The 12,125-nt window shown below is 64.7% G+C and carries 13 protein-coding genes; 9 read left to right on the top strand and 4 right to left on the bottom strand.

Translation table 11 applies throughout. From position 1 onward, the window contains the following. Nucleotides 1-18 precede the first annotated feature (18 nt). From ACIGJE_RS03785 to ACIGJE_RS03765, 5 genes are all read left to right on the top strand, one after another. On the top strand, nt 19-663 hold the full coding sequence (locus tag ACIGJE_RS03785) for a 2-dehydro-3-deoxy-6-phosphogalactonate aldolase (protein ID WP_415081874.1): 645 nt from the start codon (nt 19-21) through the stop codon (nt 661-663). A 179-nt stretch (nt 664-842) separates the two neighbouring features. Beyond that, nucleotides 843-1,745 carry a ribokinase gene (locus ACIGJE_RS03780; protein WP_311934078.1) on the top strand — a complete coding sequence of 301 codons (903 nt, stop codon included), beginning with the start codon at nt 843-845 and terminating at the stop codon, nt 1,743-1,745. Between the two features lie 289 nt (nt 1,746-2,034). Continuing rightward, the gene (secB, locus tag ACIGJE_RS03775) at nt 2,035-2,517 is read left to right on the top strand and encodes a protein-export chaperone SecB (RefSeq protein WP_068283502.1); all 483 of its coding nucleotides are present in this window, start codon (nt 2,035-2,037) and stop codon (nt 2,515-2,517) included. Between the two features lie 165 nt (nt 2,518-2,682). Next, entirely contained in the window at nt 2,683-3,699 is a 1,017-nt protein-coding gene (locus tag ACIGJE_RS03770; RefSeq protein ID WP_415081877.1) for a WD40 repeat domain-containing protein, read from the top strand. A gap of 122 nt (nt 3,700-3,821) precedes the next feature. Then, nucleotides 3,822-4,748, top strand: a complete 927-nt coding sequence (locus ACIGJE_RS03765; RefSeq protein ID WP_415081879.1) for a DMT family transporter — start codon at nt 3,822-3,824, stop codon at nt 4,746-4,748. 38 nt (nt 4,749-4,786) lie between these two features. Here ACIGJE_RS03765 and dnaQ read toward each other — a convergent pair whose 3' ends face one another. From dnaQ to ACIGJE_RS03745, 4 genes are all read right to left on the bottom strand, one after another. Further along, nucleotides 4,787-5,476 carry a DNA polymerase III subunit epsilon gene (gene dnaQ, locus ACIGJE_RS03760; protein ID WP_415081881.1) on the bottom strand — a complete coding sequence of 230 codons (690 nt, stop codon included), beginning with the start codon at nt 5,474-5,476 and terminating at the stop codon, nt 4,787-4,789. Nucleotides 5,477-5,617: 141 nt separating this feature from the next. After that, nucleotides 5,618-6,208: a dephospho-CoA kinase gene (gene coaE, locus ACIGJE_RS03755; protein ID WP_415081883.1), complete on the bottom strand. Its 591-nt coding sequence runs from the start codon at nt 6,206-6,208 to the stop codon at nt 5,618-5,620. Nucleotides 6,209-6,314: 106 nt separating this feature from the next. Beyond that, nucleotides 6,315-7,148: a shikimate dehydrogenase gene (locus ACIGJE_RS03750; protein WP_415081885.1), complete on the bottom strand. Its 834-nt coding sequence runs from the start codon at nt 7,146-7,148 to the stop codon at nt 6,315-6,317. 18 nt (nt 7,149-7,166) lie between these two features. Beyond that, nucleotides 7,167-7,808: a Maf family protein gene (locus tag ACIGJE_RS03745; protein ID WP_415081887.1), complete on the bottom strand. Its 642-nt coding sequence runs from the start codon at nt 7,806-7,808 to the stop codon at nt 7,167-7,169. 231 nt (nt 7,809-8,039) lie between these two features. On the opposite strand from ACIGJE_RS03745, the gene ACIGJE_RS03740 reads away from it, so the two are divergent. From ACIGJE_RS03740 to ACIGJE_RS03725, 4 genes are all read left to right on the top strand, one after another. Further along, complete coding sequence (locus tag ACIGJE_RS03740; RefSeq protein ID WP_415081889.1) at nt 8,040-9,152, top strand: ABC transporter ATP-binding protein; 1,113 nt, start codon at nt 8,040-8,042, stop codon at nt 9,150-9,152. Continuing rightward, on the top strand, nt 9,152-10,072 hold the full coding sequence (locus ACIGJE_RS03735) for an ABC transporter permease (RefSeq protein ID WP_311934070.1): 921 nt from the start codon (nt 9,152-9,154) through the stop codon (nt 10,070-10,072). The genes ACIGJE_RS03740 and ACIGJE_RS03735 overlap by 1 nt, the downstream gene beginning before the upstream one ends. After that, nucleotides 10,065-10,865 (top strand): ABC transporter permease, encoded by an 801-nt coding sequence (locus tag ACIGJE_RS03730; protein WP_068283473.1) that lies wholly within the window; start codon nt 10,065-10,067, stop codon nt 10,863-10,865. Before ACIGJE_RS03735 ends, ACIGJE_RS03730 begins: the two co-directional genes overlap by 8 nt. Nucleotides 10,866-10,974: 109 nt before the next feature. Beyond that, entirely contained in the window at nt 10,975-12,009 is a 1,035-nt protein-coding gene (locus ACIGJE_RS03725) for an ABC transporter substrate-binding protein (protein WP_311934068.1), read from the top strand. Nucleotides 12,010-12,125: the final 116 nt, after the last annotated feature.

Here is a 12,125-nt window from a genome sequence, read left to right as displayed (position 1 = left end):
GACAACAAGGACACAACCATGAGCCTCACCCTCGCCTCTGCCCTGGCCGAGATGCCGCTGGTCGCCATCCTGCGTGGGGTCAAACCGGACGAGGTGGAAGCCATCGCCGAGGCGATCGTCGCGGCCGGCATCCGCATCCTGGAAGTGCCGCTCAACTCGCCCGATCCTCTTCGCTCCATCGGCCTGCTCGCCCGCGGCCTCGCCGGACGTGCCTTGGTCGGCGCCGGCACCGTGCTGACCGTCGACGACGTCGCCGGCGTCGCCGAGGCGGGCGGCACGGTAATCGTCTCGCCCAACACCGATGTCGAGGTGATCCGGGCCAGCAAGGCGCGCGGCCTCCTGTCCCTTCCCGGCTTCTTCACGCCGACCGAGGCCTTCGCCGCGCTGGACGCGGGCGCCGACGCCCTGAAGCTGTTCCCGGCCGAGATGGCATCGCCCGTCGCCGTCAAGGCCATGCGCGCCGTGCTGCCGCGCAGCACCAAGGTGCTGGTGGTCGGCGGCGTCTCGCCCCAGACCATTCCGCCCTATCTCGCCGTCGGCGTCGACGGCTTCGGCGTGGGTTCGGACCTCTATGCTGCCGGGCGCAGCGCCGCCGAAGTCGGCGAGCGCGCGGCTGCCCTCGCGGCCGCCATCCGGGCGCTCAACGGCGAGCGCACGGCCTGAACCTGTCCCAATAGTGTTTTTGCGATTTGACGGAGTCACCTCGAATCGCAAAGACGGGTCGAGCCAAAAAGTTTGAGCAAACAAGCGTTCAGTCATGAACGCGCTTTGCTCTGGAGAGGCCGAGTTGCGCGCCTCGCCTTTCCCGTTATGCTTTCCAAAACAATCGAGGAAACCGCCCTATGATCGTCGTGTTCGGTTCGCTTGGCGTGGACCTGGTCACCAATGTCAGCCATATCCCCCACCCTGGCGAGACCGTGCTGTGCGAAGGTTATTTCATGGTGCCGGGCGGCAAGGGCGCCAATCAGGCGGTGTCGGCGGCACGCGCCGGCTCGAAGACCGCCATCATCGGCTCGCGCGGCAATGACGGCTTCGCCGATCTCGCCCTGTCGGTGATGCGGGAAGCCGGCGTCGATGTCGCGCCGGTGCTGCCGGTCGACAAGCCGACCTGCGTCGCCTTGATCACGGTGGACGAGAAAGCCGAGAACGCCATCGTCGTCGCGTCCGGCGCCAACCAGGCCACGCGCGCCGCGCAGCTCGAGACGTTCGACCTCGCTGAGGGCGATATCGTGCTGCTGCAGCGCGAGATCCGCGATTCCGAAAATTTCGCCGCCATCAAGCATGCCAAATCGCGCGGTGCCCGCGTCGTCTTCAACGTGGCGCCCGCCGGCCCGCTCCCCGAAGAGGTCCTGCGCCTCGTCGACGATCTCGTCGTCAACGAGCATGAGGCCCTGGTAGTGGCCAAAGCTGCCGGTATCGAGGCGACCGATCCTGTCGAAGCCGCCCGTGTGATCAGCGAGCGCTTCGGCTGCGCCGGCATCGTGACGCTGGGCGCCGAAGGCGTGGTCGGCTGGAGCAAGGGCACACGCCACACCGCACCGGCCCTCAAGGTGACGCCGGTCGACACCACCGCCGCCGGCGACAGTTTCACCGGCGCCTATGCTGCTGCCCTCGACCAGGGCCTCGGTTTCGACGCTGCCCTGGCTCGCGGCGCCGCCAGCGGCTCGCTGGCCTGCACCCGGCCCGGCGCCCAGTCCTCCATCCCGACCAAGGCCGAGATCGACGACGCCCTGCGCCAGTCATAGCCTGAAAATTGGCAAGGCGCGGCGAGCGCTCGCAGGAGCGGAAGTTCAAGCTCCCCTTGTCGCCACGGCCCTGGCGTGGTACCCGCGCGCTGGCTCAGCGGCCTGTCATGATCGGACTGCCGCTGATTGTGATTCCTAGAGTATGGTGTCTCCAAGCTGGAACGCGCCTTGCCCTAGCCCTTTGTTCTGACGCGTCGTTGCCAGGTTCGGCGGCCTTGCCGGACCACAAGACGCTCCGGAGCGCTTTTTCCTTCGGCCCAAGGGCTGCACACCCACTAAGGAACTCGAAATGGCGAACGAACAGCAGAACGGCCCCGAAGAGGCGCAGGAAGTCCAGCCCTCCCTCAACGTGCTGGCGCAATACATCAAGGATCTCTCCTTCGAGAACCCCAATGCACCGCGTTCGCTCGGCAACCTGCAGAACTCGCCGCAGATCCAGCTCACCGTCAACGTCAATGGCAAACCGCTCGGTGGCCCCGACTACGAAGTCGAGCTTTCGATCGAAGGCGGCGCCGGCGAAGGCGCCAACACCCTGTTCAAGTTCGAGCTGCTCTATGGCGCGGTGATCCGTCTTGCCGGCATCCCCGAAGACAACATCCACGCCATGGTGATGATCGAAGGCCCGCGCCTGCTCTTCCCCTTTGCGCGCCAGATCATCGCCGACTGCACGCGCAATGGCGGCTTTCCGCCCCTGATGATCGACCCGATCGACTTCGTGGCGCTCTATCGCAACCGCCTCGCCCAGAGCCAGCCGACCGTCGGCCAGGCCTGATCGTCGCGAACTGCGCAACTCTCCTGAACAGGACCGGCGGCGCACACCCGATGCGCCGCCCGGTATCTTGTGAAACAAGCGCCATTCCCGAAGCGGCGCTATGATCGGAAATCGATCATCCGGCACCCCTCGACAAGGCCAGGACCGGACACAGGAGGAATGGGCTTGGGAACGCGGCGACTGATCGTCGGATGCCTTGCCGCGGCCATGCTCGTTGGCGGCGGCATTTATGCCATCGGCCAGCAACTGCGCAGCTGCGGCCTCATCGATATCTGGCTCCGCCGCAGCGGCTGCATCGCCGCCCATGAATTTCCGACTCTGTTCGACGGCAAAAGCCTCAACAATCCCGCCATGGCCTTCGAAGGCGATAGCGATCGCCTCGCCCTGGCGATGACCGAAACCCGGCCGGCCACCGCCACCGGCGCTATTCCCCAGCGCTACATATTGCTTGAAGTATCGGCCGAATCGGGCACGGTCCTCAACCGCACACCACTCGGCGGCTTCGAGGAAGGCCGGCTCAACGGTGCCATCCTGCTCGCCTGGAACGGCCGCCATGCCGCGATGGCCGTACCGCAGCCGGGCAAGGCAGCTGCCCCTGCCGCCAAGGAACAGGTCGCGGCGACCCTCAAGCTCATGGCCCTGGCGGGCGGCGAAGCCGGCTGGGAAAAGCCGTTGGACGACATCCCTGCAAGCCGGTCCGGCTTCGGCCAGTTCGACCCGGACAATCAGCGGTTCCGGCTTTTCACCGGTGCATGGACGATCGCAGGGGAAAAGATCGATCGAGGCCAGGTGAATTGGAACAGGGCATTCGGCTCCGGCGACATGCCGGTGAACACGCCCGACGGCACCACCGCGGTCGTCCGCGCCGACAAGGGCGCGATCGAAATCATACAAGCGGACGGCCGCAGATCCAGCCACGATCTCGGCATCGCCGGACAGCAGATCTCGACCAACTGGCTGCTGCTGTCGCCGGATGGGCGCAGATTGTCCCTGATCCTGCGCCCCGTCGGGGCAGACGGCATCCTGCAGGTTTGGGACATCCGGACCGGCCAGCGCCTGATCGATGCGGTCGTACCCAGGCTCGCCACAGAAGCGGCATGGTCCGCCGATGGCCGCCGCCTGGCCGTCCGCCGCAGTGGCCTCGAAGGTTCGGGCTACGCCCTGTTTGCCATTGACGGCTGAGACCTACGGTCGCGATGTTCGATCCAGCATCGGTGCTGTCGGCATGAGACCGCAGGAAGCGGGTGGCATCGATCCGGCCAGTGCCGCAGATCTCGAGAAAGCTCGCTCTGCGGACAAATACGATGTCGATACCGGCCACTCCCAATCGCCCGATGAGCCTCGTCGAATGGGGCCTGCTGCTCGCCCTCTCGCTGCTCTGGGGTGGATCCTTCTTCTTCACCGGCATCGCGATCGGGGCCTTGCCGCCGTTCAGCATCGTCCTGCTGCGCGTCGGTCTCGCCGCGCTCATCCTGCTGGTGGTCCTGTCGTTCCACGGCCAATCCCTGCCGCGCGAGCCGCGTCTTTGGGCTGCCTTTTTCGGCATGGGCCTGCTCAACAACGTCACACCCTTCTGCCTGATCGTCTGGGGCCAGACGGAGATCGCCTCGGGCCTTACCGCCATCCTCAATGCCACGACGCCGCTATGGACGGTGATCGCCGCCCATTTCCTCACAGCGGAGGAGCGCATGACCGGCAATCGCCTTGCCGGGGTACTGATCGGGCTCGCCGGCGTGGCCGTGATGGTCGGCCCGCAAGCCCTCGCCGGCCTCGGCGCACAGCTTGCTGCGCAGCTTGCCGTGCTCGGCGCCGCGATCTCCTATGCGCTTGCCGCCATTTTCGGCCGCCGCTTCCGGATCCTCGGCGTGCCGCCGATGGTCACCGCCACCGGGCAGGTCACGGCTTCCGCCCTGATGCTGGCACCGGCTGCGATCCTCGTCGACCGGCCCTGGACGCTGGCCATGCCAAGCTTGCCGGTCTGGGCGGCAATCTTCGGCCTGGCCGCCATGTCGACGGCGCTCGCCTATGTCCTCTATTTCCGGATCCTGACCACGGCAGGTGCCACCAATCTGGCCCTGGTGACCTTTCTCATCCCGATCAGCGCCATCCTGCTCGGAGGGTTCGTGCTCGGAGAAAGGCTCGATCCGAAGCATTTCGCCGGGATGGTCTTGATCGGCCTGGCTTTGACGGCGATAGACGGCCGTCTTTTCAGGCGCCTGCGCCCGGCATGAGACAGGCCGGCTGTCAGACCGTTATCTCTGCGGCTCCGTCACGGCGCATATTTCTTCCACAGGGCGTTCTCGCCCAGGCCGGCGATGAAGGCTTCGTGGGCGGCCAGTTCTTCGGGCCGAATGCGCGACGGCAACGCCTTGGGGCGGGCCCCGACCGTGCCGCCCCCAGCGCGGGCGACGATGGCGGCAGAGGCTGAAGCCAGGCTGAGCGCCGTCTGGCGTCCGCCGGTCAGCTCGATATAGACCTCGGCCAGGATCTCGGCGTCGAGCAAGGCGCCATGCTTGACGCGCTTGGAATTGTCGATGCCGTAACGCTGGCAGAGTTCGTCGAGCGAGGCACGCGCGCCGGGATGCTTGCGCCGTGCCATGGCCAGGGTATCGACGACCCGGTCCATCGCCAGGGCCGCGAGGTTGACCCGTTTCAGCTCCGCATTGAGGAATCGCATGTCGAAGCCGGCATTGTGGATGACGAGATGGGCGTCACCGACGAAATCGACGAATTCCTGGGCAAGTTCGGCAAAGAGCGGCTTGTCGGACAGGAACTCGGCCGAGAGCCCATGCACGTTGAAAGCTTCCACCGGCATGTCGCGCTCGGGATTGAAATATTTGTGCCAGGTGGCACCGGTGGGATTGCGGTCGATCATCTCGACACAGCCGATCTCGACCAGCCGATGCCCTTCATTGGGATCGAGGCCGGTGGTTTCGGTATCGAGGATGATCTCGCGCATTTAGGGTCCGTCGTCAGCTATGGTTTGGAATTTGATGAGGTCAAAAATAGTCAAATGGGAGGAGAGAGCGTAGCCAAGTCTTTCGTCTTGGCAAGCGAAGCGACGCTGCAGATGACCATTTTTCACCTCACCGCTTCCGACTCAGGCGGTGGAGGACAGGGCCGTGATTATGGCATCCACCTGACTCTGGGCAAAGTCGAGACCCTTGCTCGAATCGATGATGAAATGGGCGCGGCGGCGCTTTTCCACATCTGGAACCTGGCGGGCCAGGATCACGGCGAAGCGTTCCTCGTCCATGCCGGGACGCGCCATCACGCGCTCGCGCTGGATGCGGGCGGGCGCCGAGACCACCGCCACAGCCCGGCAGCGCCGTTCGCCACCGGTCTCGTAGAGCAGGGGGATGTCGAGCACGGCAAGGTTCGCCCCCTTGGCGCGGGCAGCGGCCAGGAAATCCTGTTCGGCAGCATGCACGAGCGGATGCACGATGGTTTCGAGAGTGCGCATCGCCTCGGCATTGCCGAATACCTGCCGGCCGAGCTTGGCGCGATCGATCACCCCATCCACGGACACCCCCGGAAAGGCTGCCTCCACCGCCTCCACGGCCGGCCCGGCATAGAGACGATGAACCGTGGCATCGGCGTCGTGCACCGGTACGCCCCGCGCGCGGAACATCGCCGCCGTCGCCGACTTGCCCATGCCGATCGAACCGGTCAGGCCAAGGATGAAGGTCATCATCGCCTCCAGGGAGCATGCGCCCCCATTCGTATCGTGATCACACCGGCACGCCAGCAGGGATCGTCAAGAAACCTTAGGCTCAGAAATCCGAAGCCCTGAAATCCTACGCTTTCGCCTCGATGTCCGCCAGCACCAGCGCCCGCAATTGCGGCGTCACCTCGGGCCGGGCGCCGAACCAGCGCTCGAAACCGGGAACCGCCTGGTGCAGGAGCATGCCGAGCCCATCCACCGTGGCAAGGCCGAGCTGCCGGGCCGCGGCGAGCAGCGGTGTCTCCAGCGGCACATAGACGATGTCGGTCACCAGCGCCGATTTCGGCAGGCGCGAGAGGTCGAGATCGAGCGGCGGCTGGCCCTTCATGCCGAGCGATGTGGTGTTGACCAGGAGATCGGCCTCTGCAAGGGCGGTCTCGGCCTGGTCCCAGGCCAAAGCCGTGACCTTCGTGCCGAAATGACGGGCGAGAGCTTCGGCGCGTTCCAGCGTGCGGTTGATCAGCAGGATCCGCTCGGCGCCGCGCTGCAGGAGCCCATAGAGAATGGCTCGGGAAGCACCTCCGGCCCCCAATACGACGGCCTGCGTCATCCCGGCGCTCCAGCCCGGGGCTTCCTGGTCGAGATTGGCGAGGAAGCCGGTGACATCGGTATTCATGCCTTTGAGCTGGCTGCCTTCGAACCAAAGCGTGTTGACGGCTTCAAGATCGCGCGCGACAGGATCGTCCACGCTGGCGAGGCGGAAGGCCGCCTCCTTGTGCGGCACGGTGACGTTGCCACCGACGAAACCCTGCTCGGCCAGGGTCCTGACAAAGGTCTCGAACGCGGCAGGCTCGACGGCGATGCGTTCATAGCTGCCCTGAATACCGAGTTCCTTCAGCCAGAAGCCGTGAATCAGGGGCGAGCGCGAATGGGAGATGGGGTAGCCGACGACGAAGGCACGTTTCATGGCAGGTCCTGTAAAGGCTCAGGCGGTCGCAAGGCCATGCTCGCGCAGCGCGGCGAGCAAAGGCAGCAAGGGAAGGCCGAGAATGGTGAAATAATCACCCTCGATCGCCTCGAACAGGGTCACGCCCAGCCCTTCGAGCTGGTAGCAGCCGACACTGCCCAGGATGGCCTCGCCCGCGCGGGCAAGGTAGTCGTCGAGGAAGGCATCGGAGAAATCGCGCATGGTCAGGCGGGCGCTGGCAACGCCGCTCGCGATGACGTCGCCGTCCTGGGCCAGGGCATAGGCGGAGTGGAGTTCGTGGCGCCGTCCACGCAGGACAAGGAGCTTGTCGCGAGCCTGCGCCAAGGTCGCCACCTTGGAAAAGCGCTGCTCGCCCAAGGCCATGGTCTGATCGGCGCCGATCACCACCGCGCCCGGCGCATCGCGGGAAACGGCAAGGGCTTTCTCGCGGGCAAGCGCTTCGGCAACCCGGTCGGGGGCCAGATTGTCCGCCTGCCATCGGCGTTCGAAGCCGCGCTCGTCGATCGCTGCCGGGATCGCCTCGATCGCCAGCCCGGCGGCACGCAGCATCTCGCCGCGAATGGCGGATTTGGAGGCCAGAATGAAGCGCGGCGATGCTTCGCCAGCCCTGCCTTCGGCCCGACCGTCAACTTTTTTCATTCGCCTGAAAATCCCGTTTTTCTGCGTCTGCCTTAGCAGTCCGCCCCGCTTTTGCGTAGGGGAGCGGTCAAAAATGCCGCATGATCGCTGCCTTCAGCCGCAGGGGTTGCCTGAAAATCCTGCACACCGGCCCGTTGCAAACCGTCGGATAATGTGATCACATTATCGAAAGCCAAGAAAAATGAACCGAGACGAGCCTGGCCGTGAGCCAAGGCAGATGAGGGGTTGTGCGTGCCGGACGGAACGGTTGTCAATTCAATCGAAGTTCGCGATGTGCGGAAGGTTTTCGGCGCTGGCGACCATGCCTTCGTCGCTCTGGATACGGTCAGCGTATCCATTCGCCAGAATGAATTCTTCACCTTGCTCGGGCCGTCGGGCTGCGGCAAGACCACGCTGCTGCGCCTGATCGCCGGGTTCGATTTCCCCACCTCCGGGCAGATCCTGCTCTATGGCGAGGACATTGCGGGCCTGCCGCCCTTCAAGCGGCCGGTCAACACGGTGTTCCAGAGCTATGCCCTCTTCCCGCACATGTCGGTAGCCGAGAATATCGGCTTCGGCCTGGAAATGCTGGGCAAGCCCAAGGCCGAGATCGGCACGCGGGTCGCCGAGATGCTCCGCCTGGTGCGCATGGAGCACCTGGCCGATCGCAAGACCAGCCAGATCTCGGGCGGCCAGCAGCAGCGCGTGGCGCTTGCCCGCGCCCTGGCGCCCCAGCCCAAGGTGCTGCTGCTCGACGAGCCGCTCTCAGCCCTCGACTACAAGCTGCGCAAGGAAATGCAGCTCGAATTGAAGCGCCTGCAGCACGAGACCGGCATCACCTTCATCTTCGTCACCCATGACCAGGAGGAAGCCCTGGCCATGTCGGACCGCATCGCGGTGATGTCGGCCGGACGGATCCTGCAGGTGGGCGGCCCGCGCGACATCTACGACACGCCGGCCGAGCGCTTCGTCGCCGAGTTCATCGGCGAGACCAATTTCATCGAGACCGATTTTCTCGGCCGCAACGGCGCCCAGGCCCGCGTCAAGCTGCCCTCGGGCCGCGAAATCACGGCCGGCCTCAGCGACGGGCACCAGCCCGCCGACAAGACCTGGCTGGTGGTGCGCCCCGAACATGCCCAGCTCACCGCCGCCGAAGGCGCCCTCCTGGCCGGGACGGTGGAGAATGTCGTCTATCTGGGCACCGATACGCATTTCCATCTGCGGCTCGATCACGGGCCCCGCTTCACCGTGCGCCGGCAGAATACCGGGGCTGGAGCGGTGACCAGCCCAGGACAGGCCTTCGAGCCTGGCCAGCGCGCCGGCGTCACCTTTGCCGAAGGCACAGCCCGGGTGTTGAGGGACTGATGACGGACGCTGCCGAAATCGCCACCAAGGCCCGCCGCAACGAAACCCGCAACCGCTGGCTGCTGTCCGCACCTGCTCTCCTTGTGATCCTGGTCGCCGCCACCGGCCCGCTCCTGATCGTGCTGGTCTATTCCTTCCTGGTGCCGGGACCCTATGGCGACGTGAAGTGGCAATTCTCCACCGAAGGCTGGACCTCGGTCCTCTTCGAACGCGACATGTTCGACGACACCCTGTCGCTGGCCAGCGCCCATCTCACCATCTTCTGGCGCTCGGTGAAGCTGGCGCTGATGACCACCGTGGTGACCTTGGCGCTCGGTTTTCCCACCGCCTACTTCATCTCGACGCGGCCGGCCCACCGGCGCGACCTCTGGCTGTTCCTGATCACCATCCCGTTCTGGACCAACCTTCTGATCCGCACTTTCGCCATGCTGCAGATCATCCGCAACGAAGGCCTGTTCAACATGGTGCTGATCAAGCTCGGCGTGATCTCGGCACCGCTGCAGATCCTCTATACCGATACCGCCATCCTGGCCGGCATGGCCTATGTCTACCTGCCGCTGATGGTCCTGCCGATCTATGCCAGCATGGAGAAGTTCGACTTCCGCCTGGTCGAGGCCGGCTATGATCTCTATGCCAGCCGCTTCCAGGTGCTCCGCCGCATCATCATCCCGCTGACCAAGCCCGGCATCGTCGCCGGCTCCATCCTGGTGTTCATTCCCGCGCTCGGCGCCTATGTCACGCCGAACCTGCTCGGCGGCGGCAAGAACATGATGCTGTCCAACCTGATCGAGCTGCAGTTCGGCCAGGGCCGCAACTGGCCGCTGGGCGCCTCGCTCTCCATCACGGTGATGGCGATCGTGATGGTGGCGCTGCTGGTCTATGTGCGCAATACGGGTGGCTCGGGGGTGAAACATGGCTGAGCCCTTCTCGATCCGCCGCCAGCCCGGCTTCACCACCATCGCGCTGCTGTGCTTCGTGCTGCTCTATCTGCCGATCGTGGTGATGGTGATCTACGCCTTCAACGAATCCTCCTCGGTCTCCACCTGGGGCGGCTTCTCGCTGAAATGGTTCGTGGCGGCCTGGAACAACGACCAGGTGGTCGATGCCACCCTGCGCTCCTTCCAGATCGCCACCATCGCCGCGGTGCTCTCCACCGTCTGCGCCACCATGGCAGCGCTGGCGACCACACGTACCGAAGCCTATCCGGGCCTCACCTTCACCTATTCGGCCATCAACCAGCCGCTGATGGTGCCCGAGATCGTCACCGGCGTGGCGCTGCTGATCTTCTTTTCCCGCATCAAGATCGTCACCGGCTATGACGGCCTGGCCTATCTGATCGCCGCCCACACAGCCTTCTGCGTGCCCTTCGCCTATCTGCCGATCCGCGCGCGCCTGGAAGGCATGGACCTCACCTTGGAGCGCGCCGCCGCCGACCTCTATGCCACGCCCTGGCGGGCTTTCCGGCGCGTGACGCTGCCGCTGCTCTGGCCCGGCATCCTCGCCGGCCTGATGCTGGCCTTCGTCACCTCGCTCGACGATGTGGTGATCACCGAATTCGTCAAGTCCGGCGGCCAGGACACGCTGCCGACCTATATGCTCGGCCAGCTGCGCCGCGGCGTCACACCCGAAGTCAATGCGCTGTCGACGGTCTTCCTGCTCTTGTCCGTCGTCATCGTCACGATTTTCTTCTTCATCAGCAGGAAGAAAGACTGATGCGCCGGATGGAGCGAAGATCACATCTTCGTCCAACCGCCGCATCGCCACTCAGGTTGGGGGCAATAGAGCTCAAGCCGGTGCCCCGGCTTTGTAACGGGAGACAGAGATGAACTGGAAATCGACGGCCACAGCGGCCGCCCTGGCGCTGCTCGCATCCACGAGCCTCGCCAGCGCGGAGGGCGCGCTCAACATCTTCAACTGGGGCAACTACACCAGCCCGGAGATGATCAAGAAGTTCGAGCAGAAATACAACGTCAAGGTCACCATCACCGACTACGACTCCAATGACACGGCGCTCGCCAAGGTGCGCCAGGGCGGCACGGGCTACGACATCGCCATGCCCTCGCAGAACTTCATCCCGATCTGGATCTCCGAAGGCCTCGTCCAGGAGGTCGACCCCTCCAAGATGGAGAACTTCAAGAACGTCGCCAAGGAATGGGCCGATCCGCCCTTCGATCCCGGCCGCAAATATTCGGTGCCATGGGCCTGGGGCACGGTCGGTGTCGTGGTCAATACCGACGTCTACAAGGGTGACATCAACACCTGGGGCATCATCTTCGACACGCCGCCCGAGCTGAAGGGCAAGACCAATGTCGTGCCCGAGATGAACGACGTCATCCACGCCGCCATCCGCTACAATGGCGGCAAGATGTGCGACGGCGACAAGGCCCTGCTCAAGAAGGTGCGCGACACCCTGGTCAAGGCCAAGCCCAACTGGATCGCGATGGAATACAACACCATCGAGAAGATGGGCGCCGGCGACTTCAAGGCTTCCAGCGACTGGAATGGCTCGGCCCTGCGCCAGCGCCTGGGCCACCCGCAGATCCATTACGGCTATCCGAAGGAAGGCGTGCAGCTGTGGAGCGACAACATCGTCGTGCTGAAGGAAGCCAAGAATGTCGAGAACGCCAAGCTGTTCATGAACTTCATGATGGATCCTGAAAACGCTGCGATGAACTCGGCCTTCCATCGCTATGCCAACGGCATCGCTGGTTCGGAAAAGTTCATGCCGGCCGACATGAAGGATGCGCCTGAGGTCAACGTGCCCGAGGCGATCATGAAGACCGCCGAGTTCTCGCATGCCTGCCCGCCCGAAGTGACCGAGCTCTACAGCAAGATCTGGACCGAGCTGCAGAAGTAGGGGCGTCCATCTCGACCAAGAAGAATGAAGCGCGATTTCCTTCTCCCCTTGCGGGAGAAGGTGCCCTGAAGGGGCGGATGAGGGGTCGCACCACCCTTCTGGTACGGTCGCACAAA

Source organism: Labrys sp. E2SS-1L (assembly GCF_057073705.1).
The sequence above is the reverse complement of the archived record's forward strand: the minus strand, read 5'-3'. Positions and strand labels throughout refer to the sequence as shown.

Excerpts from the sequence above, each read along its gene's own strand:
- ACIGJE_RS03785 (WP_415081874.1), top strand. The coding sequence starts at position 19 with ATGAGCCTCACCCTCGCCTCTGCCCTGGCCGAGATGCCGCTGGTCGCC.
- ACIGJE_RS03780 (WP_311934078.1), top strand. The coding sequence starts at position 843 with ATGATCGTCGTGTTCGGTTCGCTTGGCGTGGACCTGGTCACCAATGTC.
- secB (WP_068283502.1), top strand. The coding sequence starts at position 2,035 with ATGGCGAACGAACAGCAGAACGGCCCCGAAGAGGCGCAGGAAGTCCAG.
- ACIGJE_RS03765 (WP_415081879.1), top strand. The coding sequence starts at position 3,822 with ATGTCGATACCGGCCACTCCCAATCGCCCGATGAGCCTCGTCGAATGG.
- dnaQ (WP_415081881.1), bottom strand. The coding sequence starts at position 5,476 with ATGCGCGAGATCATCCTCGATACCGAAACCACCGGCCTCGATCCCAAT.
- coaE (WP_415081883.1), bottom strand. The coding sequence starts at position 6,208 with ATGACCTTCATCCTTGGCCTGACCGGTTCGATCGGCATGGGCAAGTCG.
- ACIGJE_RS03750 (WP_415081885.1), bottom strand. The coding sequence starts at position 7,148 with ATGAAACGTGCCTTCGTCGTCGGCTACCCCATCTCCCATTCGCGCTCG.
- ACIGJE_RS03745 (WP_415081887.1), bottom strand. The coding sequence starts at position 7,808 with ATGAAAAAAGTTGACGGTCGGGCCGAAGGCAGGGCTGGCGAAGCATCG.
- ACIGJE_RS03735 (WP_311934070.1), top strand. The coding sequence starts at position 9,152 with ATGACGGACGCTGCCGAAATCGCCACCAAGGCCCGCCGCAACGAAACC.
- ACIGJE_RS03730 (WP_068283473.1), top strand. The coding sequence starts at position 10,065 with ATGGCTGAGCCCTTCTCGATCCGCCGCCAGCCCGGCTTCACCACCATC.
- ACIGJE_RS03725 (WP_311934068.1), top strand. The coding sequence starts at position 10,975 with ATGAACTGGAAATCGACGGCCACAGCGGCCGCCCTGGCGCTGCTCGCA.